General features: G+C 56.8%; 22 protein-coding genes. 11 read left to right on the top strand and 11 right to left on the bottom strand.

All coding sequences use genetic code 11. The features are described 5' to 3' along the window. Nucleotides 1–8: 8 nt before the first annotated feature. A complete protein-coding gene (locus ACXLHR_RS10890) occupies nucleotides 9–1,046 on the top strand; it encodes an NAD(P)/FAD-dependent oxidoreductase (RefSeq protein WP_458791457.1) in 1,038 nt (345 codons plus the stop codon). Here the strand turns inward: ACXLHR_RS10890 and ACXLHR_RS10885 are convergent. Further along, complete coding sequence (locus ACXLHR_RS10885; RefSeq protein ID WP_458791456.1) at nucleotides 1,043–1,573, bottom strand: NADPH-dependent FMN reductase; 531 nt, start codon at nucleotides 1,571–1,573, stop codon at nucleotides 1,043–1,045. The genes ACXLHR_RS10890 and ACXLHR_RS10885 overlap by 4 nt on opposite strands. A gap of 108 nt (nucleotides 1,574–1,681) precedes the next feature. Between ACXLHR_RS10885 and ACXLHR_RS10880 the strand changes: the two genes are divergently transcribed. Then, a complete protein-coding gene (locus ACXLHR_RS10880) occupies nucleotides 1,682–3,334 on the top strand; it encodes a thiamine pyrophosphate-binding protein (protein ID WP_458791455.1) in 1,653 nt (550 codons plus the stop codon). A gap of 89 nt (nucleotides 3,335–3,423) precedes the next feature. On the opposite strand, the gene ACXLHR_RS10875 is transcribed toward ACXLHR_RS10880, so the two are convergent. Beyond that, nucleotides 3,424–4,104 carry a YrbL family protein gene (locus tag ACXLHR_RS10875; protein WP_458791454.1) on the bottom strand — a complete coding sequence of 227 codons (681 nt, stop codon included), beginning with the start codon at nucleotides 4,102–4,104 and terminating at the stop codon, nucleotides 3,424–3,426. 483 nt (nucleotides 4,105–4,587) lie between these two features. Here ACXLHR_RS10875 and ACXLHR_RS10870 point away from each other — a divergent pair, with 483 nt between their 5' ends. Further along, entirely contained in the window at nucleotides 4,588–4,752 is a 165-nt protein-coding gene (locus tag ACXLHR_RS10870) for a hypothetical protein (RefSeq protein WP_458791453.1), read from the top strand. On the opposite strand, the gene ACXLHR_RS10865 is transcribed toward ACXLHR_RS10870, so the two are convergent. After that, complete coding sequence (locus ACXLHR_RS10865; protein ID WP_458791452.1) at nucleotides 4,749–5,198, bottom strand: GNAT family N-acetyltransferase; 450 nt, start codon at nucleotides 5,196–5,198, stop codon at nucleotides 4,749–4,751. The two genes, ACXLHR_RS10870 and ACXLHR_RS10865, sit on opposite strands and share 4 nt — an antisense overlap. Before the next feature lie 177 nt (nucleotides 5,199–5,375). Here ACXLHR_RS10865 and smc point away from each other — a divergent pair, with 177 nt between their 5' ends. After that, entirely contained in the window at nucleotides 5,376–8,831 is a 3,456-nt protein-coding gene (gene smc / locus ACXLHR_RS10860; RefSeq protein ID WP_458791451.1) for a chromosome segregation protein SMC, read from the top strand. A 3-nt stretch (nucleotides 8,832–8,834) separates the two neighbouring features. On the opposite strand, the gene ACXLHR_RS10855 is transcribed toward smc, so the two are convergent. Beyond that, a complete protein-coding gene (locus tag ACXLHR_RS10855; RefSeq protein WP_458791450.1) occupies nucleotides 8,835–9,995 on the bottom strand; it encodes a lytic murein transglycosylase in 1,161 nt (386 codons plus the stop codon). Nucleotides 9,996–10,062: 67 nt separating this feature from the next. After that, nucleotides 10,063–10,917, bottom strand: a complete 855-nt coding sequence (locus ACXLHR_RS10850; RefSeq protein WP_458791449.1) for an aminotransferase class I/II-fold pyridoxal phosphate-dependent enzyme — start codon at nucleotides 10,915–10,917, stop codon at nucleotides 10,063–10,065. A gap of 267 nt (nucleotides 10,918–11,184) precedes the next feature. On the opposite strand from ACXLHR_RS10850, the gene ACXLHR_RS10845 reads away from it, so the two are divergent. Beyond that, complete coding sequence (locus ACXLHR_RS10845) at nucleotides 11,185–11,586, top strand: response regulator (protein WP_458791448.1); 402 nt, start codon at nucleotides 11,185–11,187, stop codon at nucleotides 11,584–11,586. Here ACXLHR_RS10845 and ACXLHR_RS10840 read toward each other — a convergent pair. Next, a complete protein-coding gene (locus ACXLHR_RS10840; RefSeq protein ID WP_458791447.1) occupies nucleotides 11,543–12,517 on the bottom strand; it encodes a glutathione S-transferase family protein in 975 nt (324 codons plus the stop codon). The two genes, ACXLHR_RS10845 and ACXLHR_RS10840, sit on opposite strands and share 44 nt — an antisense overlap. 191 nt (nucleotides 12,518–12,708) lie before the next feature. Here ACXLHR_RS10840 and ACXLHR_RS10835 point away from each other — a divergent pair, with 191 nt between their 5' ends. After that, entirely contained in the window at nucleotides 12,709–13,056 is a 348-nt protein-coding gene (locus ACXLHR_RS10835; RefSeq protein ID WP_458791446.1) for a hypothetical protein, read from the top strand. On the opposite strand, the gene ACXLHR_RS10830 is transcribed toward ACXLHR_RS10835, so the two are convergent. Continuing rightward, on the bottom strand, nucleotides 13,057–14,226 hold the full coding sequence (locus tag ACXLHR_RS10830) for a MalY/PatB family protein (protein WP_458791445.1): 1,170 nt from the start codon (nucleotides 14,224–14,226) through the stop codon (nucleotides 13,057–13,059). 76 nt (nucleotides 14,227–14,302) lie between these two features. Between ACXLHR_RS10830 and def (ACXLHR_RS10825) the strand changes: the two genes are divergently transcribed. The 4 genes from def (ACXLHR_RS10825) to fmt are packed head-to-tail and all read left to right on the top strand — an operon-like array spanning nucleotide 14,303 to nucleotide 16,724. Beyond that, nucleotides 14,303–14,824 (top strand): peptide deformylase, encoded by a 522-nt coding sequence (gene def, locus ACXLHR_RS10825; protein WP_458791444.1) that lies wholly within the window; start codon nucleotides 14,303–14,305, stop codon nucleotides 14,822–14,824. Next, nucleotides 14,824–15,276 carry a peptide deformylase gene (gene def / locus ACXLHR_RS10820; RefSeq protein ID WP_458791443.1) on the top strand — a complete coding sequence of 151 codons (453 nt, stop codon included), beginning with the start codon at nucleotides 14,824–14,826 and terminating at the stop codon, nucleotides 15,274–15,276. The genes def (ACXLHR_RS10825) and def (ACXLHR_RS10820) overlap by 1 nt, the downstream gene beginning before the upstream one ends. Further along, complete coding sequence (gene def, locus ACXLHR_RS10815; RefSeq protein WP_458791442.1) at nucleotides 15,273–15,776, top strand: peptide deformylase; 504 nt, start codon at nucleotides 15,273–15,275, stop codon at nucleotides 15,774–15,776. The genes def (ACXLHR_RS10820) and def (ACXLHR_RS10815) overlap by 4 nt, the downstream gene beginning before the upstream one ends. Nucleotides 15,777–15,824: 48 nt before the next feature. Further along, nucleotides 15,825–16,724, top strand: a complete 900-nt coding sequence (gene fmt, locus ACXLHR_RS10810) for a methionyl-tRNA formyltransferase (protein ID WP_458791441.1) — start codon at nucleotides 15,825–15,827, stop codon at nucleotides 16,722–16,724. Here fmt and ACXLHR_RS10805 read toward each other — a convergent pair. Together ACXLHR_RS10805 and ACXLHR_RS10800 are read right to left on the bottom strand one after the other, a co-directional pair. After that, complete coding sequence (locus ACXLHR_RS10805) at nucleotides 16,711–17,622, bottom strand: nucleoside hydrolase (RefSeq protein WP_458791440.1); 912 nt, start codon at nucleotides 17,620–17,622, stop codon at nucleotides 16,711–16,713. The two genes, fmt and ACXLHR_RS10805, sit on opposite strands and share 14 nt — an antisense overlap. A 10-nt stretch (nucleotides 17,623–17,632) precedes the next feature. After that, a complete protein-coding gene (locus tag ACXLHR_RS10800) occupies nucleotides 17,633–18,262 on the bottom strand; it encodes a ribonuclease T2 family protein (RefSeq protein WP_458791439.1) in 630 nt (209 codons plus the stop codon). 132 nt (nucleotides 18,263–18,394) lie between these two features. On the opposite strand from ACXLHR_RS10800, the gene ACXLHR_RS10795 reads away from it, so the two are divergent. Further along, nucleotides 18,395–19,165 (top strand): DUF1013 domain-containing protein, encoded by a 771-nt coding sequence (locus tag ACXLHR_RS10795; RefSeq protein ID WP_458791438.1) that lies wholly within the window; start codon nucleotides 18,395–18,397, stop codon nucleotides 19,163–19,165. Nucleotides 19,166–19,222: 57 nt separating this feature from the next. Here the strand turns inward: ACXLHR_RS10795 and ACXLHR_RS10790 are convergent, their stop codons facing one another. After that, nucleotides 19,223–22,396 carry an efflux RND transporter permease subunit gene (locus tag ACXLHR_RS10790; RefSeq protein ID WP_458791437.1) on the bottom strand — a complete coding sequence of 1,058 codons (3,174 nt, stop codon included), beginning with the start codon at nucleotides 22,394–22,396 and terminating at the stop codon, nucleotides 19,223–19,225. Next, a complete protein-coding gene (locus ACXLHR_RS10785) occupies nucleotides 22,393–23,523 on the bottom strand; it encodes an efflux RND transporter periplasmic adaptor subunit (protein ID WP_458791436.1) in 1,131 nt (376 codons plus the stop codon). Before ACXLHR_RS10785 ends, ACXLHR_RS10790 begins: the two co-directional genes overlap by 4 nt. Nucleotides 23,524–23,549: the final 26 nt, after the last annotated feature.

The raw sequence follows: 23,549 nt of genomic DNA, 5'->3' as shown, positions 1-23,549 counted from the left end.
GGTGGTTTATGGCAACGGTAGATGTGACAGTATTCGGGGCAGGCATTTTTGGGCTGACGGTGGCTTATGCCTGTGGGCTGCGCGGGGCAAAGGTGCGGGTGATTGATCCGAATGGTGTGGCATCAGGGGCCAGTGGCGGTGTCGTGGGCGCGTTGGCCCCACATGTGCCTGAACAGTGGAATGTGAAAAAGCAGTTCCAGCTGGAGAGCCTTTTGATGCAAGCGGATTTTTGGGACGAGGTCAGCGCGCGCACGGGGTTGCCGACGGGTTATTGCAGGTCGGGTCGGTTACAGCCCTTGGCGGATAATGCTGCGATTGCTTTGGCGCGGGCGCGGGCGGTTTCGGCGCAGGAGTTGTGGGGTGATGCGGCGGTGTGGGAGGTCATGCAGGCGGCTGATGTGCCGTGGACGCCACCGAGTGCCAGCGGCTTGGTCGTGCGCGATACCCTGACCGCATCCATTCATCCACAGGCTGCAACGCGGGCCTTGGCTATGGCGTTCGAGGCTATTGGCGGCGAGATTGTCACGCAGGGGGCGCAAGAGGGCGCTGTGGTTTGGGCGACGGGCTGGCGTGGATTGGACGAGATGACCGCCCGACATACGCGCCTTGTTGGTGCGGGTGTGAAAGGGCAGGGCGCATTGCTGCGTTTTGATGCTGTGGGGTTGCCGCAGCTCTTTGCAGAGACCCTGCATATCGTGCCGCATTTTGATGGCACCGTGGCGATTGGGTCAACAACAGAGCGTGATTTTGCCGACGGATCGGTGACGGATAATTTGCTGGAGGCGGTGATTTTAAAAGCGCGTGCCGTGTTTCCCGTGCTGGCGGATGCACCGGTCGTTGCGCGCTGGGCGGGGGTGCGCCCGCGCAGTCGCAGCAGAGCGCCCATGTTGGGAGCGCATCCGTTTCAACGCGGAGCTTTTGTGGTGAATGGCGGGTTCAAGATCGGTTTTGGCATGGCCCCCAAGATCGGCCAGGTGATGGCCGACCTTGTGCTTGAAGGGCGTGATGATGTGCCTGATGAATTTCGGGCAGAGCGCAGCCTTTAGAGGTGCGTGCGCAGGTCATCCATCAATACCGTCAGGAATTTCACCGCAACCTCATCTTTCAATTTGCCACCATCATCAAACGCGGAGAAGCTGGCAGAGATCAAAACTTCGGGTGATTGCAACAGGTTGGCATCAAATGGCACCATGCAAAGACGCAAGGCTGATTGCGCCCGCTCGCCGCCTGCACGCCCTGCGGTTGCCGACAGGATCGCCACCGGCTTGTTTTTCCAGACGTTGCCTTCGGTGCGGCTGACCCAATCCAGCGCGTTTTTCAGCACGCCAGAGATGGATTTATTGTATTCGGGGGTTGAGATAATGACCGCGTCTGCCTCACCAATCTGGTCGGCTAGGGTTTGCGCAGCCGCTGGAATGCCGTGTTTGTCCTCGTCGTCGCCATTATAAAGCGGCAGATTGAGATCACCCAGTGTAAAGCTGTCAGCGCCAAAAATATCCGCAGCATGGCGCAGCAATGTCGTATTGGTTGAAGCCGCGCGTAGTGATCCGGAAATACCCAGAAGTTTTGTCATAGTATCGTTCCTTTTATATGCTGAAGTTCGATATAAACTAATCTGCCTGTCTTGCTACTGCGCAAGGGCTGACACATGCTGTGCGCAAACGCGTAAGGGAGATTTGGAATGTTGCGGCATGGTGGGAAGATTTTAAGTGACCAGTTGGAAAAACTGGGCGTGCAGCGGGTGTTCTCGGTGCCGGGCGAGAGTTTTCTGGCGGCGTTGGACGGGCTATATGATAGCGGCATCCAGAATGTCGTGTGCCGCCATGAAGGTGGTGCCGCGATGATGGCCGAGGCGCATGGCAAGATGACGGGCGAGGTTGGTGTTTGTTTCGTGACCCGCGGGCCAGGGGCCTGCAATGCCAGTGCGGGGGTGCATATCGCGCAACAGGATAGCACGCCGATGGTGTTGTTTGTTGGCCAGATTGATAACCGTATGACGGATCGCGAGACGTTTCAGGAGGTCGATTACCGTGCGATGTTTGGCGGGTTGGCCAAGTGGGTCGCACAGGTGGATGATACCGCGCGTTTGCCCGAGTATATTGCCCGTGCGTTTCGGGTAGCGAAGTCGGGCAGACCGGGGCCAGTGGTGTTGGCGCTGCCTGAGAATATGTTGAGTGCGCAGGCAGATGTGCCTGATTTTGTCGGGCAGGTGACGCAGGGTGCGGGACGTGTTGGGCCAGATATTTTGATGGCGTTGATGGCTGCAGAGGCGCCTTTGATTGTGGTTGGTGGCTCGCAGTGGGATGCGCAAGCGAGTGCGGCTATTGCGCGGTTGTGTGAACTGACGGGTGCGCCTGTTGTCACAAGTTTCCGCCGTCAGGATTATATCGATAACAGGCATTCGCATTTCGCGGGTGATTTGAATGTTGGGGTGAACCCGAAGTTGGCTGCCCGTGTTCGCGAGGCGGATTGCTTGCTGCTGATCGGCACCCGTTTTGGCGATATCGAGACGCAGGGGTATACATTGGTGGACCCAAGCGATCCTGCGAAAACGATTCTGCATATTCATTGTGATGCGGATGAGATTGGCCGCGTTTATGGCGCGGATATTGCCTATGTTTGTGATGGTGCGTCTGCGGTGAAGCAGTTGGCGATTACGGCGGCGACGATGGAGTTACAGCCACGTTGGGACCAGTGGCGGGTTGCTGCGCGGGCGGATTACGAGGGCTGGATTGTGCCGTTTGAAAGCCCCGGTGCGGTGAAACAGGAGCAGGTGATTTCGTGGTTGTCCGCGAATTTGTCAGATGATGCGGTTTTGACCAATGGCGCGGGGAATTATGCGGCGTGGTTGCATCGTTATTTCGTTTATAAGCAGCATGGCACGCAACTGGCGCCGACGTCTGGCTCTATGGGGTATGGGTTTCCTGCGGCGATTTCGGCGTCTTTGCAGTATCCTGACCGCGATGTGGTTTGTCTGGCGGGGGATGGCTGTTTCCAGATGACCTGTAATGAGTTGTCGACTGCTGTGCAGCATGGGGCCAAGCCGATTGTGATTGTGATGGATAATGGCCGCTACGGCACGATCCGTATGCATCAGGAAAAGCATTATCCGGGCCGTGTATCCGGTACGATGTTGACCAATCCTGATTTTGTGGCACTCGCAAAAGCATATGGCGGTCACGGTGAATTGGTGACGGATGGCGCGCAGTTTGCCGGAGCCTTCGCCCGCGCCAAGGCAAGTGGCACGGTCGCGATTATTGCCTGCAAGATCGACGAAGAGGCGTTGTCGACGGGGGCGACGCTATCTGCGGTGCGGGCTGCTGCGGGAAAGTAATGCGCGACGCGGGTTTGGTCTGTCGTGACGATTGGGAGCAATGTTGGCGGCGCAGGCTGGTGCCGATGGGACAGGTTTATTTAACAGAGTTAACGGGAAAGCTGACGTGTGGTTTTATCCCACGTCAGCCCTGTGTTGCGGGCAAGCCGGCTGGCGCTGTCATCCAGACCCATTCTGTTTGACCACTTTGCCATTGACCGCACAGGCACCGCGTGGATATCGCCAAAACCGTCAACCAGCACACATTCTTTTGGACCTATGCCGCCGCCGGTATCGCGCCGCCCGATAACAAAATTATTTGGGTTCATGTCGCTAGCGCGGATATTGTAGCGGTATATCCGGCCAATGGCGTCGTTGAGCAGCGCGAGATCTTCGTCCGTCAGTGTACCTGCCTTGGCCTTGGCGCCCACCGTTTGCCCCAGTGATCCGTCGCTGTTTTCGACGCGATCCGTGATGCAACCTAATCCAAGGTTTGTGATCGCAAAGCCGTACATATGGCTGATCGGCGGGTGAAAGTCAGGGTCAGGGTTCGCCAGCATAATATGCAGGTATTCCTGATATTCTTTACGGATTTGGCGGGTGCGCAGGCTAGGAAATAGCTTGTCCATACGCCCGTTAAAGTTGCTGCGTGGCGGCATGTCTTCTGCGCGTTTCAGCACTTTGATCAGCTTTGTTCGAGCAACGGGATGCGGAAAAACCGCCCGTTGCACGCCGCTTGCAATTTGGTCTGCTATGGTGAGGGTCAGCAGTGGGGGGGCGGATTTGCGCATCTGGCGGTCCTTTTAGAGATCATGTCAGAGTGCGGGAAGCTAAAAGCAGACGCAAGGGGGCCCGCGCGTCTGTTAAATTCATTGTTTGCCGATTATTAATCTGTGCCCGCCACGGCTTGTGCCTGTCCAAAGTGCCAACAGCGCAAGACACGGTATCAGTTTTGTCGTGAAGTGATTCCTTTGAATGAAGCTGAGGCGACTTTATGTGCAAAGCCTTTACCTCACCTTTCTGTGACCGCTTTGCATCTGCTTTTGTATTCTGGTGCCAGATATCGATTTTTGCCCTATCCGGTCTTGTTCTAACCGCTGTAAGGCTAAAAAAAAACTTAGGTGACAGTGATGATGAAAATGTTTTGTTTGGCGATTATGGTCGCATATTTTGGTGTGGCATTTGTGGCGACCGGTATCTGATTTTACCCGCTGCTTTCGAGTGCATAAGGTTTTGTGCCGTGGTAAAGACGCGGCAAATCAAAAGGACCGATCATGGACTACAAAGCATCTGGAGCGCCGAAGTTGAGCAAAAAAGCACCAAAGCACCTTGAGCATAACGCGCACGGCTCTAAGAAGAAGCCGTTTGGCGAGCGTGAGAGCAAGGAAGAACTGCTTGCACGTATGAAAGCTGCGCAAGCCGCCAAAAAAGACGATTAAAGCGTCTTTTCCATGAAAATGGAGGAGGGCGCATCGGCATAATCGCCGAAGCGTTCGCACGGGATAAAGCCGTGTCTTGCGTAGAGCCTGTGGGCCGCATGCAGCACATTTCCGGTCTCCAGTTTCAGGATGCGCAGGAATTCGATTTTAGCTTGGTCTTCGATTTGACGCAGCAGTGCGTCACCGACCCCTTTGCCACGTGCATCCTCGGATACAAACATTGATTTGATTTCGCCGTAGCCGTCTTTGACAGCCAGCGCGCCGGTGCCTAAAACGGTTTCGTTTTCGCGTGCTGTGAAGAAACAGATGTTGTCGGCACATAGATCGTCGATAGACATGTAGAAGTTGTCTTCGGGCGGAAACAGGCTTTGCATCAAGGCATGACTGGACTGCAAAAGCGCCGTGGCTTGCGGGTCATGCGGGTCGGTGCGGGCGACGATGATCATGCAGGGTCTCCGAAGTTGCGTATGTTCGGTGACGCTAGGCCAAGATCGAGACGCTGACAATCACGATATCTTGGGGATAAGTCGGCGGTTATCGCCAGATAATGGGTGTGATCATTGACTTTTACGGGGCTGGCGGGCCATTTTCAGGGTCCGTTCAGGAATCGGAAGGCTACCCGCGTGCGCTTTAGCAGATTACGTCTTAATGGCTTTAAAAGCTTTGTTGATCCGACCGATTTGATTATCGCGGATGGGCTGACCGGCGTTGTGGGCCCTAATGGCTGCGGCAAGTCGAATCTGTTGGAGGCTTTGCGCTGGGTAATGGGTGAGAACCGTTATACCGCGATGCGTGGCGGGTCGATGGAAGATGTGATTTTTGCGGGGGCCTCGACGCGGCCTGCGCGGAATTTTGCGGAGGTGTCGTTGGTCATTGATAACAGCGAACGCCTCGCCCCTGCGGCGTTTAATGACAGTGATAATCTGGAAATTACGCGGCGCATTACACGTGATGCGGGGTCGGCATATAAAGTCAGTTCCAAGGATGTGCGCGCGCGTGATGTGCAGATGTTGTTTGCCGATGCCTCGACAGGTGCACATTCGCCCGCACTGGTGCGGCAGGGGCAAATTGCCGAGTTAATCAATGCCAAACCCAAGGCGCGTCGGCGTATTCTGGAAGAGGCGGCGGGAATTTCGGGGCTTTATCAGCGGCGTCATGAGGCCGAGTTGAAGCTACGTGGCGCCGAGACCAATTTGACGCGGGTCGATGATGTGGTGGAGCAGTTGGCGTCGCAGTTGGCGACACTGGCACGCCAAGCCCGCCAAGCGGCGCGCTACCGCGAGATTGGTGAGAATCTACGCCGCGCTGAGGGCATGTTGTTATTTCGCCGTTGGAAGGAAGCGGACGATGCGATGCTTGCCGCTGGTGCACAATTACGCGAACGCACCACTGCCGCCGCCACCGCAGAAACCGCCGCACGACAAGCGGCAAAATTGCGCACGCAAACCGAAAGCGCGCTGCCATCTTTGCGCGAGGAAGAGGCGATTGCCGCCGCCGTCCTGCAGCGCCTGCAAGTTCAGCGCGACACTCTCAAAGACCAAGAAATTCGCGCCCTTGAGACCATAGAAACCCTAAGATCACGCATCGACCAACTTGCCCGCGATATCGAGCGCGAAAGCGGTTTGAACAAGGATGCAGGCGAAACGATCGAACGCTTGGAATGGGAAGGCCGCGAAATTGCCAAGGCGAGCGCAGGCCATGAAGACCGGTTGGAGGCGGCCAAAGCAGGTGCGCAAGAAGGTGGTGGCGTTTTGCAAGAACGCGAGGCCGATCTGTCGCAACTGACCGAAGACGTTGCCCGCTTGGCAGCGCGCCATCAATCCGCACAGCGCCTGATTGATGACAGCCGCAAAACGCTTGAAAAGTCCGAGGCAGAGGCGGAACAGGCCAAGGCTGCGATGGCTGTGGCTGATGTCGCATTAAAGCAAGCCGAGGCAGATTTTGAGGCCGCAGGTGTGGCCGAAACGCAAGCTGTTGCTACAGCCGAAAAAGCGGATTTGACCTTGGCGGAAGCCGAGGAAGCCCGTGCCGAGACCCAAATTCGCGAAAGTGATGCGCGCGCGCAGCGTTCCGAGGCGGAAGGCGAGGCAAACGCTCTGCGCGCCGAAGTGGCCGCATTGGCCCGATTGGTGCAGCGTGATACAGCTGAAGGCGGGCAGGTTCTTGACCTTTTAACGGTGCAAAGCGGCTATGAAAAAGCGCTGGGTGCCGCCTTGGCCGACGACCTGCGCGCCCCCGCGATTGGTCCAGAAGCGGCGTCGGGTTGGGCAACGCTCAGCCCCTATTTGAACGCACAGGCCTTGCCTGAAGGTGTCCCGCCCCTGACGCAATTTGTCGAAATCCCCGAGGTCTTGGGGCGGCGCATGAATCAGGTCGGCTTGGTGCGCCAGGAGGAAGGCGCGCAGCTGCAAGCGGTTCTGAAACCCGGCCAACGCTTGGTCTCGCTTGAGGGCGATGTCTGGCGCTGGGACGGATTTCGTGCCGCCTCTGAAGACGCGCCCTCGGCTGCCGCGTTACGGTTGCAGCAGCTTAACCGTTTGGTTGAACTCAAGCGCGATCTGGAAGAGGTCAGCGCCACCGCGATGGGCGCGACCCAAGCTCATGAGATGTTAACCAAACGCTTGGCTGCCTTGACCGAGGCCGACCAACTGGCCCGCCAAGCGCGCCGCGACGCCGACCGTTTGGTTGCAGAAGCGAACCGCGCTGCCAGCCGCGCCGAAGCAGACCGCAACCTGTCAGAGGGCAAGTTAGAAAGCCTCGGCTTGGCCGTGACCCGTCATGCTGATGACGCGCAATCGGCCCGCCGTGCCTTGAGTGAAGCGCAGACAGCTGCGGCTGATTTGGGCAATCTGGACGAAGCGCGCGGTCAAGTCGAAGACATCAAAATGACCGTGGAAGCTGCGCGGATCACGATGATGTCGCGCCGCTCTGTCTATGAGGAGGTGCGGCGCGAAGGCGATGCGCGGCTGCGGCGCTCGCAAGAAATCACCAAAGAAATCTCTGGTTGGAAACACCGTCTGGAAACCGCCAACAAGCGCAGCGCAGAACTGGCCGAGCGTAAGGAAGCATCGGTTTTTGAGCTGGAAGACGCCAATGCCGCCCCCGAAGAGATTTCGGCCAAACGCGCCGATCTCGCTGATGCAATTGACGAAGCAGAGGAGCGCCGCTGCGAAGCATCCGATAAATTATCGCACGCGGATACGGCACTGCGTGATGCAGCGGACGGCGAGCGCGACGCCGAACGCGCCGCATCCGAGGCCCGCGAAGCAAGAGCGCGCTCGGAGGCCCGCGCGGACGCCGCGCGCGAAACGGTTGCTTATGCGCATGAACGGATTGCGGAAGCGCAGGACGTGACCCCTGCGCAATTGCTAGAAAATTTGGCAACAGATCTGGATCAGATGCCAGCCTTGGACGTCGTCGAAGGCCAAGTTAACGCGCTGAAGCGGCAGCGTGACAGTCTCGGCGCGGTCAACCTGCGTGCCGAGGAAGACAGTAAAGAAGTTCGAACCGAGCATGACACCTTGGTCACTGAAAAGGCTGATTTGGAAGCCGCGATTGCCGCACTGCGCCATGGCATTGCCAGCCTCAACAAGGAAGGCCGCGAGCGTTTGCTGACGGCATTTGAACAGGTCAACGAAAGTTTTGGGCTGTTGTTTACGCATTTGTTTGGCGGTGGTGAAGCGAAGCTGGTTCTGGTTGAAAGCGATGATCCGCTTGAGGCTGGTTTGGAGATCATGTGTCAGCCGCCCGGCAAAAAACTGTCGACGCTATCCCTGCTATCAGGTGGTGAGCAGACGCTGACCGCTATGGCGCTAATCTTTGCGGTTTTCCTCGCGAACCCCGCGCCGATTTGTGTGCTCGACGAGGTTGATGCGCCGCTGGACGATGCCAACGTGACGCGGTTCTGCGATCTGCTAGATGAAATGACGCGCCGCACCAACACGCGGTTCCTGATCATCACGCACCATGCCGTTACGATGAGCCGAATGGACCGCCTTTTTGGCGTGACCATGGGCGAACAAGGCGTGTCGCAACTGGTGTCCGTGGACCTAAAGAAAGCGGCGGCGATGGTGGCCTGACCCCTAGAGTTTTATCAGAAGGTCTGAGGTCGGCCACGCGTCTGCAGGCAGGCCGAGCCGCTGTTGTTCGATCTGCACTGCCTCGCGGGTTTTCGCGCCCAAAATACCATCGATTCCGCCGACATCGTGCCCCTGCGCAGTCAGTTTCTTTTGCAGCGCTTGCATCTGTGGCCCTGTCAACGGCGGCGTTGGGTTGCCTGCGCTATAGCGTGGCGCGCCTGTCAGTCGTGTCGCGAAATAGGCGGCAGTGGTCACATAGACGAAACTTTGGTTCCAGTCGAAGTAGACGTCAAAGTTGGGGTAGGCGAGGAAGGCGGGACCAAAGCGGCCCATGGGCAGTAAGATTGCTGCGTCAAGCGAGGTATCAATGTCGCCGTCTTTGGCGGTGACGCCGAGCGATGCCCATTCGGAGGCCGGTTTGCGGTGGGTCAGGCCGGTTTCGAACCAGTTGAGATCAGATGGCACGGTGATTTCTTGCAGCCATGGTTGGTTGGGTTGCCAGCCGAGCGCGGCCAGCACGTTTGCGCCCGACATAAGCGCATCAGCCGCAGAGTTTTTTAGGACGATGCGTCCGTCACCGTCGCCGTCTATGCCGTGCGCGATGATGTCTTTTGGCAGCATTTGCACCTGACCGATTTCACCGGCCCATGCGCCTGTTGTTGTGGCGGGATTAAAACCACCACTTGCGTAAAGTTCAATCGCGGCGAGCAGTTGCGGGCGGAACAGGTCGGGGCGGCGGCAATCGTGAGCGAGGGTGATCAATGCATTGCGCGTGTTGAAGTCGCCCTGTACTTGGCCAAAGTCCGTCTCAAAGGCCCAGAACGCAAGAATGACGCCGCGTGGGATGCCGAAAGTGGAGTCTATGGTGTTGAAGGTATCGTTGTGGCGTTGCCCGTATGTGCGGCCATTGTCGAGCCTGCTTTGGCTGATCAGCATCCGCGAAAAGGTAAGGAAATCTTTTTGGAAAACGCCTTGGCTGCGGTCGGCCGCGATCACGGATTGATCGATTTGTGCGCCGTTTAGCACCGCTTCGGTGGCGGCAGGATCAAGCCCCAGTGTGGCCGCCTCCGCCCTGATCCCATCGAGGAACGCGGGCAGCGGGCCGCCGCAATCCTGTGCAATTGCAGATGTTGCCATAAGCGAGAGGGCAAGGGCAAGGCGCATGGGCGTGGCTTTCTGTTGGTGCGTTTGCATGGTTGTAGCAGGGTGCAGGCGGCCAGACAAACTGGTGTTAAAATGCCCCTTCGACGTGTGCCCAGCGGTCAGGGGCAGGCAGCGAGATCATCAGCCAGTCGGGGGTGTGGTCAAAGGTGCGGGTCCAGACCTTGTGCTGCGCAAGGTGGGTTTGCGCGGCCTTTGCGTCACCAACTTCGTAAAGCCGGAACAGGTCGGTGCCACCAATGACCGGTGCGCCCTGATTTTCCATGATCGCATCAAGCCGTTGCGCGTCTTTGCCAAGTCGGATGCGGGTGTCGTCGGCCCATGCGGGATCTGCCAGTGCTTCGCAGCCGATGGCCAGGGCGGGTCCAGAGACGTTGTAGGGGCCTAGGATGTCACCGAGTTTGCGGATCAAGCTGGGGTCGCCGATTGCGAAGCCAAGCCGCAGCCCTGCCAGCCCCCAGAATCTGCTAAAACTTTTGACGATAAGAGTGTTGGGCATCGCGGTGCGCGCGATAAATGAGGCTGCGGGGGCGACATCGCAGAACCCCTCGTCGATGAGGGTCGTGGGCGCGGTGAATTGATCCACGTTCCATGCTTGCCCATCAGGGAAACTGGGGTGAACAGCCAAGGTCGCGTCGTCGTTGGGGAAAATCTGCGCAAGGGCCGCGATGATTGCGGCGCTGCCAGAGGCGGGCAGGATTGCTGCCCCGTCCGGTACATTCCAAAAGCTGCGCGCGTAGCCCGAGAGGCGTTTGAATGCGGCCTTATCGGGCAGGGCGGTCCATACGTCGGCGGGCAGGCGCGGTGCGGGGTATGGCACCGGATTGATGCCTGTGGACAGGTCAAGCCATTGCGCCCGTGTGCCGCCGAACTGCGCGATCGCGGCGTCTAGCCCTGCGGTCGCGTCAAAAGGTGTGATTTTCATGCGGCCCTGCTTTTTCTTTGCACGCGGTGGTCGCGGGTCTGGCGGCGATTCGTGCCGCCAGTCGTCTTTTCTGTCATTCTGCGCCTATCGTTTTTGTTTCGTTAAGCGGTTAAACGCTTAGGTTGCGGTGCCACTTGGCGGCAACTTGCCGCTCAGAATTGTTAAGCGTAAAGCATTAATACTTCGTTAGTATTTGACGCACAAACGGAGTATATTGAATTCACACGGCCGAGGATTTTTCCGACGGTTGGCAGCCAAGGAGTTTAAATGCGCACTCTCATCGTGCAAAGCAATTACGAATTGGGTCAGCTTTGGTCCCGCCATTTGGTGCGTCTTGGTGCGGATGTTGAACATGTCACAACCGGTCGCGCAGCGCTTGCTGCTATTCAAGACGAGAAGTTTGATGTGATTGTGCTGGATCTGTTTCTGTCAGAGGGCAGTGCGCTGACCATTGCTGATTTTGCCAATTATTCCAGTCCGAATTCCAACGTTGTTTTTGTCACCGACACCACGTTTTTCTCTGACGGGTCGATTTTTGCCCATAGTAGCAACGCCCGCGCCTTTATGGTCAAAACAACGCCGCCAAACGATCTGGCGGCGATTGTGATGCATTACGGTCAGGATGCTAGCCGCGCAAATGCGGCGCAGCGTAATCAAGTTGTGAGGTAATCGGGACAATCCGGTGCGGATTAATTGTGTTTTGGCTGTAGTAGTAGTGCCGCACGATATGCTGGAAATTCACCGTCTCGGCGATTCCGTCCCATTGATATAGCTCGCGTGTAAACCCCCACAGGTTCTTGTAATCCGCGATCCGTTTGCGGCTACATTTGAAGTGGGTGTGGTAGACTGGATCGAATCGGATCAACGTGGTCCAGAGCCGCCAGTCGGCCTCTGTGATCAGATCACCCATCAGGTAGCGCGAATGTGATAGGCGGTCTTCCAGCCAGTCGAGGGTGTCAAACAGCGGATAGACTGCCGCATCATAGGCGGACTGTGTGGTCGCAAACCCTGCCTTGTAGACCCCGTTGTTTACGGTGTCATAGATTCGTGCGTTCACCGCATCAATCTCGTCGCGCATCTGTGCGGGCCAGTAGTCGTCGTGGTTTTTGGTAATCCCGTTGAAGGCTTGATTGAACATACGGATGATCTCAGAGGATTCGTTGGACACGATTGTGCCACGTTGTTTGTCCCACAAGATCGGCACAGTGACCCGACCTGTCATGGTCGGATTGGCCCGCAGGTAGATGTCGCGGGCAAAGGGCAGGTCAAATAGCGTGTCCCCCGTGGCGCCGTGATCGTCTGTCTCGAACGTCCAGCCGTCTGATAACATGTCAGGATGCACCACGGAGGTGGTGATATGGTCGGTCAACCCTTTTAGCGCGCGAAAGACTAAAGTCCGGTGCGCCCAAGGACAGGCGTCAGACACATAAAGGTGGTAGCGGTTTGAGCACGCTGCAAAGCCTGCTTCACCCGTTGGGCCTGCTGATCCGTCGGCTGTGATCCAGTGCCGGAAAGATGCGGTCTCGCGCTGGAATTTGCCACCCGATTTCTTGGTGTCATACCATGTGTCGTGCCAGGTACCGTCGATCAGTTGTCCCATAAGGTTCGTCCTTTTGTGTCTTGTGATCTGGACGTAGTGTAATTGTTACAAGAGGCAAATAGCGATTTCCGCGCGGTTGTCCTGCACAGATGCACAGCGTTGCCGTTTTGTGCATGTGCTGCGTTGCGGCGCATTTTGTGACTTGATCTTAACCCTGATGTGGTCAAATTGGAAATGCAGGAGGAGCCCCGATGAATGATATTTTGCCAGAAGCTGTCCGTCTGGGACTAGAGCAGGCGCGCAAGGCATCGCTGCGCCGCAAGGACCGTTTGTGCGTGCACGATGGTGATCAGGTTTACGCTGTGCGCCGGTTCTGGGAGACCGGATTTTCGCTAGATGCGGAGGTCGCGGAAAAACTGCGTGGCCGTGTCGAAATTTATGATGGGTCGCGGCATTTGTATCAGTGTTTGATTGTCGGATCGGCGATTGAAGGCGATGAGCGGGTGTTTGATTTCAAGTGGCTGCATCCTGTCACAGACGCAGCCCCTGTTGATTACGAACGCCCCGCGTTTGTGCCGGCGGGGCTAATCGCAGGCTGATTATTGCAGATCGGCGAAAGCGGATTGCAGGCGGGCAACGGCCTCTTCGATCTGTGCGCGCGTTGTGCCAAGGTTGAACCGTAGAAAGCTGTCGCCGCCTTGCCCAAACGATGCACCTGCGTTGGGGGCGATTTTCGCGTCTTTCTGCACCCGCCGCTCGATTTCCGACACAGACATTCCAGTGCCAGCAAAGTCGACCCATGCCAAATACGTGGATTGCAGCGGCATCGACTGTACCCCCGGAATGGCATTGACCCCTGCGTCAAATATTTTGCGATTCTCGTTGAGATAGGCGCGCAGTTCATCGACCCATTTGGCCCCTTCAGGCGAATAGGCGGCAGTGGCCATGAACAGGCCAAAGCTATTGGGCGAGATGCCCAGAGCGTTCATGCGGCCCTCAAAGCGCGCGCGCAGGTCGGGATCTTCGATGATCACGTTGCCGGCATGGCTGCCCGCGATGTTAAAGGTCTTTGTCACAGCGGTCATGGTGATCAAGCGTTCGGTTATGCCGTCAATTTTTGCCATTGGAGTGTGGGTATGTCCCGGCATGGTCAGGTCGTGATGGATTTCGTCCGAGACCAAAATAAGGTCGTGGCGTTTGGCAAAAGCTGCGACCGCTTGCAGTTCAACCTTGCTCCAGACACGTCCGCCCGGGTTATGCGGCGAACACAGAATTATCATGCGCTCGTTGCCGGTCATCTGTTTGTCGTAGGCGTCGAAATCAAATTCATAAAGCCCATTGTTATTGACCAATTCGCACGAGACCACTTTGCGGTCGGCGGCATTAATCACGCGTGCGAAGGCGTGGTAAACGGGTGTGAATAGCACAACGCCATCACCCGGCGATGTATATGCGTCGACGCAAAGTGCTGTGCCGTTGACCAGACCGTGGGTGGTGAAAATCCATGACGGGTCAATGGTCCAGCCATGCCGCTCAGCCATCCACCACTTGATTGCAGCGCGATACGCATCTTCGTCGCCGTAATAGCCGTAAACACCATGATCGTGCATCGCCTTCACCGCGTCCTGCACGCAGGCGGGCGGCTGGAATTCCATATCCGCGACCCACATGGCGATCCCGTCATCGGGGGAAACCCCATAGATGGGTTCCATGCTGTCCCATTTGGCGCTGTGGGTGCCGCGGCGATCGGGGGTGTTGTCGAAATTCATATGCATTCTCCGGCGTTATAAATTGCACGCAGGGTGCGACTTGCGCGAAACGGATGCAAGGGCTAGATCGGGTGTCATGAGTATTCGTAATATCCTGATCCATCCCGATCCCCGCCTCAAGAAAATCGTAGCCCCCGTGACTACGATTGACGATGATTTGCGCCGTTTGGCCGACGATATGTTGGAAACAATGTATGACGCCCCCGGCATCGGCCTTGCCGCGCCGCAAGTGGCTGCGATGACCCGCTTGTTGGTGATGGATTGTGAAAAAGAAGAGGGGGTTTCCCCGCGCCCGATGGTGCTGATCAACCCGCAGGTGATCTGGTCGTCCGACGATACGTCGATATATGACGAGGGCTGCCTGTCGATCCCCGAACAATACGCCGAAGTCGAACGCCCCGCATCGGTCAAGGTGTCGTGGATGGATCTGGACGGTAAAGAGGTGCAAGAGACATTCGATGGCCTCTGGTCCACATGCGTGCAACACGAGATCGACCACTTGGACGGCAAGCTATTCATCGACTATCTCAAGCCGCTCAAGCGCCAGATGATCACGCGCAAAATGCAAAAACTGAAACGCGAAATGGCGCGCGGCTGATGGAAATTCGCCTGCTCCCCGATCCGATTTTGCGCAAGGTTTGCGAACCCGTCACGCTATTCGACGCCGAATTAGATGACTTTGTGGCTGAAATGCTGGCTGTGATGTATGCAGCACCAGGACGTGGCTTGGCCGCGCCGCAAGTCGGCGTTGACGCGCGTATCTTTGTGATGGACGCCACATGGAAATCGGGCGACCCCGACCCGATCGTGTTCATCAATCCGGAAATTATCGCAGTCTCTGAAAACTTGGCCGTGAACGACGAAGGCTGCCTGTCGATCCCCGACCGCAGCTGCCGCATCGCCCGCCCCGCTGTCGTGACCGTGCGGTGGCAAGCATTGGACGGCGAAGTGCAGGAACGGGAATTTACCGACTTTGCTGCCGTCTGCGTGCAACACGAAAATGATCATCTTAACGGTGTGCTTTGCATCGATTATCCGGAGGTGACATGACCCGCCCGTTTGTGATGTATCCGCACAAAGCGCTGCGCACCCCCGCCGCCGCCGTCGACAAAATCACCGACGAAATTCGTGCGATTTGGGATGAGATGATTGTCGCAATGGACACCATGCCCGGCGTTGGTCTGGCTGCGCCGCAGCTTGGCATTGGTCTGGCCTTGGCTGTTGTTGATGCCAGCGAGGCGCGCGGCAAAGCCGTGCGTATGGCAAACCCCGAAATCCTGCACAGCAGCATTGCGCCGCGCGAGCATGAAGAAGGCTCGCCAAACCTGCCGCATGTCAGCGCAAAAATTACGCGGCCCCGCGCCGTGACCGTGCGCTTTCTAAACGCGGATGGCATTTCGGAGGATCGCGATTTTGTCGGCCTCTGGGCCACATCTGTGCAACATCAAATCGACCACCTTGCAGGCAAAATGTTCATCGACCACCTAAGCCGCACCAAGCGCGAGATGCTGGTCAAAAAATCTGCAAAGCTGCGCGCGTCGCTGGCCTGAGCCTCCGGCGGACATATTTTCACTCTGAAGAAGCATGAGGAACATCATATGCGGATCGTGTTTATGGGAACCCCTGATTTTTCGGTCATGGTGCTGGATGCGTTGCACGACGCAGGCCACGAAATTGTCGCGGTCTACTCGCAGCCCCCGCGTCCTGCGGGGCGTGGTAAAAAAGATCGCCCAAGCCCCGTGCAAGCGCGCGCCGAGGTGCTGGGCTTGGCTGTCCGCCATCCCGTATCGCTCAAAACCGCAGAGGCACAGGCCGAATTCGCGGCCCTCGGCGCCGATATCGCCGTTGTCGTCGCTTATGGTCTGATCCTGCCGCAAGCGATTCTCGACGCGTCAAAGCATGGCTGCCTGAACATCCATGCCTCGCTTTTGCCCCGTTGGCGCGGCGCCGCCCCGATCCATCGCGCGATCATGGCAGGCGATGTCCAAACCGGTGTTTGCATCATGCAGATGGATGCGGGGCTGGATACCGGACCCGTGCTGCTGCGCGAGGCGTTTGATATCGCGCCCGAAGAAACCACAGGCCAGCTGCATGACCGTTTGGCCGTGCTTGGCGCGCGTATGATCGTGCAAGCCGTGGCGGAGTATCCACATCTTAACCCGCAACCACAGCCCGAGGATGGCGTTACCTACGCCTCAAAAATTGACAAATCCGAAGCGCAGATCGACTGGACGCAGTCCGCCACAGACATCGACCGTAAGATCCGAGGCCTTTCGCCGTCCCCTGGTGCGTGGATCATGGTCGGTGATGAACGGGTCAAACTGCTTGGCAGTCGTGTGGCAAGTGGCGCGGGCGTTGCGGGTCAGGTGTTATCAGGTTTCACCATCGCTTGCGGAAGCGGCGCGGTCGAGGTCACAATGGCGCAACGCGCAGGCAAGCGTGCAATGCCCGCCGAGCAGACATTGCAGGGGCTTGATCTAGGTGTCAGCCTAAGCTGATCACCCGCTCCATGAACAAATCAACCGCCCATTCGCCCGCAACATTGATCGCCACCTCAACAGGGCGGCGCGTGGGATCAGCAACAGTTTTTCCCATATCGGCACCCTTTAAGATCACGCGCAAACCTGATTCCTCAAACGTAAACTTTTCCGGATGCGTGCACGCCAGTACCGCTGTCGCATCATGCATCGGACAGCCATTGGTGATCCCGACAGAGCGGTAAAACTCTAGATAGAAATCCGAGATATGGGCAATGAAGCCGCCAATTTTCGGAGCCTTCTTACGCAAGACATCAAAATCTTCGGGTGACAGCAGCGTCAACAACGTCGCATCCAGCCCGATCATTTTGATCGGCATGGTGGATGCAAATACCGCATCCGCCGCTTTGGCATCGTGGTAAATATTCGCTTCGGCATGGGGTGTGATATTACCCGCCACATGAAATGCGCCGCCCATAATCACCAGCTCTTTGATGTTGGTCGCAAATTCCGGATCAAGCTTTAACGCGTCCGCAATATTGGTTAGCGGGGCTACGGCGCAAACAACCAACTCGCCTTTGTGTTTACGCGCCATATCAACCAGAAATTGCGCTGCGTTCTCGGGCGTATTCTCGCCAATCTCTGGCACAACGCTCAAATCGCCCAACCCTTCAGGGCCATGCACATTCGCGGACGGTGTATAATGCGTCTCGTCGTAGGGCAGTGCGGCCCCTTGCGCGACAGGCACGGCGAAGCCCATCAAATCGCACAGGTAGCGCGCGTTACGGCTCGATTGCGCGACAAACGTATTGCCGAAACAAGCGGTTAGCCCAATTAGTTCGACTTCTGGCATAGCGTGGGCCAAGGCGATCGCCATTGCGTCGTCGATGCCGGGGTCTGTGTCGATGATCATTTTCATAAATTCGGTCCTATCGGATGGGGTCAAATTGAGCAGAGGGTAGGGTGCAGTCGCGGATCACATCCGCGCCGCATGTGCGAAAGTCGAGATCACGCGTCAGACAAATACGCGCTTCTTGGATATAACCGGATTTGCATGTCACAGTTAGTCCGTCGCGCGGCAAATCAGGGTTGTCGCGCACAAAAGCGTCCTCGATCAACGAGGCAGGCAAGGTCACGGTTTTGTCGAGGTCGCGGAAAACGGCGGGGCGGGTGACCTTTTCGTAGGCAAGTCTTGCCAGTGCGAAGTATTCGTCGCTCTCAAGCCCTGCACATACGCCATGTTTGTTCCACTGATACCATGCAAGGCCGGACGTGCCCATAATATCGGCCATGGCTGCGGTTTGCTGGCGGGTTGGGGCGCGCTTGGATGTGTGGCAGTCGGCAGGAAAGCCGCGTTCATATTGCGGCCAAAGCCCGTGCATGACCCAGCCGAAATCGGTCGTTTCGTCGCATTGTGGCGAGTTGCGCGCATCGCCCGTCAGCGCGCACCAATTCGGCGACCACGACAAGGACAAGACGTAATAATCAAACTCACCTGCGCGATCAGCTGACCATGCGGGTGTGGCGAAAACTGCTAAAGCTGCGAAAAGGCGTAACATTTTTGTTCTTTCCTAACGGATGATCCCCCCTTATATAGGGTTCAAGTTCCCCGACAATGCGAACCGGCCCGAAATCGGGTCAGCCCAGATTAAGGGCGCAGGAAAGCTATGTCTGTTGATAAGGAGACAACGATGTCCGATCTACCAATTATGGCGAAAGCCACCGCAGTTTGGCTGTGTGACAATACAACAATCACGTTTAAACAAATCGCTAATTTCTGTGGTTTGCACGAGCTGGAAGTGCAGGGCATTGCGGATGGTGATGTGGCTGTTGGTGTCAAAGGGTTTGATCCCGTGTCCAACAAGCAGTTGTTGCAAAGCGAAATTGATGCGGCTGAGAAGAACGAAAAGCACGTTCTCAAATTGCTTTTCAACCCTGCATCGGTAGGCGAAGAAAAGCGTCGCGGCCCGCGTTATACACCGCTGTCCAAGCGTCAGGATCGCCCTGCATCGATCTATTGGTTGGTGAAATTCCACCCTGAATTGTCCGACGGTCAGGTTGCGAAACTTATCGGCACAACCAAGCCGACCATTCAGGCGATCCGCGAGCGCACGCACTGGAACATCAACAACATCAATCCGATCGATCCGGTTGCGTTGGGCCTGTGTAAGCAGGTCGAGTTGGACGCCGCTGTGCAGAAGGCCAACATCAAGAAAGCCAAAGAAGGCGGCGTAATGTCGGACGACGAGCGGCGCAAGCTGGTCAGCACCGAGCAGTCGCTTGGCATGTCCACAGAGCCGAAGATGCCAAGTTCGATGGCTGGCCTTGAGGCGTTCTCGATGAGCGATCCGCGTGATGAAGAAGAAGATGCAGAAGAAAAAGCGCGTAATCTTGACGTGTCTGACGCGGATAGCTTCTTTAAAATCCCCGACAATAAAGATGACGAAGACGACGACGCGTAAATCTGCGTTCACGGTATAAAAACGCCGCCCCGGTTTCCCGTGGGCGGCGTTTTTCGTTTATTCTGCGGGTATCGCGCTGCCTTTAGTTCTACTGGCTTTAATCGCACGTTTTTCGTCGCGTTTTGCTCTGCGCGCGGCCCTGTTGGTCGAGATATTTGCGCCAAAGATCAGCATGGCAGGCGTCACGACCAGTGTCAGTACGGTCGCAACCGTTAATCCGCCAGCAATCGCGCTGGACAGTTCGGTCCACCACTGCGTTGACGGTGCGCCATAGATGATTTCACGGCTGAAAAAGTTGATATTCACCCCGATGACCATTGGCATTAGCCCAAGCGCGGTTGTGATCGAGGTCAGCATAACCGGGCGCAAACGCTGCGCGCCGGTGCGCAAAGCGGCCTCATGGGGGGCCATACCCTCACGGCGCAGATCGTTGTAAGTGTCGATCAAAACGATGTTGTTGTTTACCACAATCCCTGCCAGCGCAATGACCCCGATACCGCCCATAACAATCCCGAAGGGCCGACCAGTGACCATTAGTCCCAAGAGCACACCTGCAATCGAGAAAATGATCGCCGACATCACCACAAACGATTGGTAGAAGTTATTGAACTGCGTCAGCAGGATCACGAACATCAGAACAATCGCTGCTACAAAGGCGCTCATCAGAAAGATCATCGAATCCTGCTGGTCTTGGGCTTCGCCGCCAAATTCCCACGTCACGTTGTCAGGCAGGTCCATGTTTTCGATAGCCAGGCGCAATTTCACGATCTGGTCGTTAACCAGAACATCAGGGGCCACGTTGGAATCGATCGTCACCACGCGGTTTTGGTCAACGCGGTTAATCGTGCCTGTGCGCGGCGAGGGGTCAAACGAGACAAAGTTTGCAATCGGCACCAGTCCCGACGTTGTTGGCACGCGCAGCGTTTCCAGCGAGACCAGCGTCCGATCTGAGTAGGGAAAACGGACCCTGATATCCACCGAGCCGTCCGCATCTTCAGGGCGGTAATCGGCAATCGTGATCCCTTGCGTCAGCAGTTGCACTGCTTGACCAAGCAGCGAAACATCAGCGCCAAATCGGGCCGCTTCGGTGCGGTTGACGCGCAGTCGCCATTCAACGCCGGGCAGGGGACGGGTATCGGTCACGTCGGTAAAGCCGCCGATCCTGTCCATTTCCTCAAGCACCTGATTTGTAATTTCCACCTGCGCGATACGGTCATCCGAAATAATTTTCAGGTTCACAGGTTTGCCAGAAGTAGGGCCCCCTGCCTCCGCTTCGACCTGAATGTCGATGCCCGCGATATCAGACATTTTCGCGCGAATATCAGTGCCAATCTGGGCGGCGGTACGCCGTGTGTCCCACTCTTGCAGCTCTAACTGGATGGTGCCGATAACCTCTGCGTCTTCGTTATTGGCAACGGTGGTCTGGGCATAAACACTGCGAATATCGCCGTCGTCCAGCAATCGATCCTCGACCAATCGCACCAGAGCGTCGCGCTCGAAGATCGAGAAATTATCACGCGCGCGTACTTGCACTTGCATGAAATCGGGCTCTTGATCGGGAAAGAATGTAACCCCGTTGCCGAATTGGCCGTAGAGGCCAAAGCTGCCTAGCAACATGGCGATAGCAAACAGGATCGTTGCACCCGGTCGCAGAATTGCCCAGTTCAACAGCCGTACATAAAACCCTGCGCCGCCGCGTAATTTACGCGGATCACCGATTTCGGTCTCGTAAAACGTGGTCTTGTCGACCTGTGACAGAGGCCGCCGCTTGCCCATAATACCGCCAGTGACAGGGATAAAGATCAGCGCCATAAACAAAGATGCGGTCAGCGTCAGGATCACTGTGATCGGCATGAATTTCATAAATTCGCCAACCATGCCCTGCCAGAACAGCAGTGGGAAAAACACCGAAAGTGTGGTCAAGGTCGAGGCAATAATCGGCCATGCCATGCGATTGGCGGCGTCGGCAAATGCGGTCTTGGGATCGGCGCCTTCTTGCAAGCGCCTGTCAGCCAGTTCCACAGTCACAATAGCGCCGTCGACCAACATCCCCACCACAAGGATCAGCGAAAACAACACGATGATATTCATCGTATAGCCCATGAACCATAATGCCGCGACACCCGTCAAAAACGCACCCGGAATAGCAAGGCCAACCAAAAACGCAGACCGCAGGCCCAAGGCCCAGACGATCACAATCATAACCAGAAGGATCGCGGCGATGACATTCGCCTCCAGGTCGGAAAGCAGTGATTTAACCGCCTTACTTTCGTCTTGCATATAGTTGATCGCGACGTTCTCGGGCCAGCTGGCCTGCGTCGCGGCAATCACGCCTTTGGCCGCAGCGACCGTATCGATCACATTGGCGCCCGAGCGTTTTTTGATCTCCAGCGCCAGCGCAGGTTGGCCGTTGATGCGGGCAAAGCTTGTCGGATCCTCAAACGTGCGCCGGATCGTGGCCACTTCGGCAAAGGTTACAACAGTATCGCCGCGTACTTTTACAGGCATGTTCATCACATCATCGATCGACTCGATCAGGCCCGGAACCTTCAGCACCAAACGTCCTGCGCTGCTCTCGATGGCACCTGCGGCAATCAACATGTTGTTCCGGCTGACTTGCCCGATCAATTCGTCAAACGAGATATTGTAGGTCTCGAACACCGTGGGGTCGATCAGGATTTCCAAAAGCTCGGTGCGCTCGCCGCCGATGCCGACCTCCAGCACGCCTGGAAGGCCCTCTAGCTTGTCTTGCAACTCGGTCGCCAGCGCGTTGAGCGTACGTTCAGGCACAGGGCCGGACAGGATCACGTTCAAGATCGGAAACAGCGCTGTGTTGATCTCGGTCACTGTCGGGTCGCGGGCATCGTCGGGCAGGTTCGGCTTGGCGCGGTCGACTGCTTCACGCACTTTGTCGATCGCCTCTGCTACGTCACCGCCTGCTTCAAATTCCAGCTGCACATTGGCAAAACCTTCACCCGCGTGCGAGGTCATGGTTTTTAGTCCCGTCAGCGACGACAGTTCGGTTTCCAGCGGCTCGATAAGCAGGCGTTCGCTGTCTTCGGGCGAAATGCCGTCGATTCCTGTAGACACATAGGCAAACGGAATAGAGATTTCAGGCGAGCTTTCTTTGGGGATGTTGACATAGGCAATTGCGCCCACAATCAAAATTCCAAAGAATATTAACGCTACAACCCGCGTGCGAGAAAATGCCGCGTCAATCAGTCCGTTCATTTGCCTGCCTCTGCGAGTTCGGTTTCCGATTGCGGGTTCACAACATCACCGTCATTTACATAGCCTTGGCCAACGGTGATGATCGCGGCGCTATCGGGCAGGCCACTGATCCAGATACCATCGGTTTTAGCTGTCTCGATCACGACCGGCGCAAAAACCACCTTATTGTCGGCATCCACAGTTTTGATCCCTAATGTACCGTCCGTGTCGAGCGACAGGATCGCAGGCGAGATGAAATGCGCAGTGATTTCGCCAATCGGAATGCTGACTTCGGCACTGACGCCAGCAGGCACGGCACCGTCCGTATTCTCGACGGTGATTTCGGCAAGAAACGTGCGCGTGTCACTATTTGCATTGCTGCCGACAAAGGCGACTGTCCCTTTGGACTGTTCACCTGTGATAAAGCTGACGTCAGCGATCTGTCCTGCTTTGATATCGCGTAGGGACTGTTGTGGCACCTGTATCGTAACAGTCAGCGGCGTGTTGTCGACGACCATCCCGACGCTGGATCCGGCCGAAACGAATTCGCCTGCGTTCAGGTCAAGCGTTTCTATGCGGCCGCCAAACGGCGCGGTGATCTCGCTATATTGCAGGGCGGTTTGCGCGGCTGTCACACCCGCCTGCGCAGAGGCCAATGTGGCGCGGGCCTGCGCCAAGCGGTCATTTGTCGCCACACCGCGAACGACAAGCGCTTCGGAGTTGTCGAATTCACGCTGTGCGCGGCTCAATTCTTCTTGGGCGCGGTTCAGGTCGGCCTCGTTTTGCGCCACATCAAACCGCCCGATGATATCGCCAGCGGCAACCAGATCGCCTTTGTTCACCAAGACCTCAAGAATACGCCCCGTCGCTTCGGCGCGCAGATCAGTGGTGCGGTCAGGCAAGGCTTGCCCTTCGGCAATAAAGTTGCGGGTCACAGTCTCGGATCGCGAGGGGGCAACAGCAACGGCAGTCACTTTTTCAATTGTATCGCGCGCGTCGTCTTCTTCGATCTGAGCTGACGGTAAAATATAGCCGCTGCCCATCCACCCTACGATTGCCAGAACAAGGGCCGTCGCCACCCATTTGGAACGGGACGCGCCGCGCTCGGTGTCAAAATCAAGCTTTTGCGGTTGAACGGGGTCTGTCATATATGATGCTCCGGAGGGCAGGCGTA

It is taken from the genome of Yoonia sp. MH D7 (genome assembly GCF_054439475.1).
The sequence above is the reverse complement of the archived record's forward strand: the minus strand, read 5'-3'. Positions and strand labels throughout refer to the sequence as shown.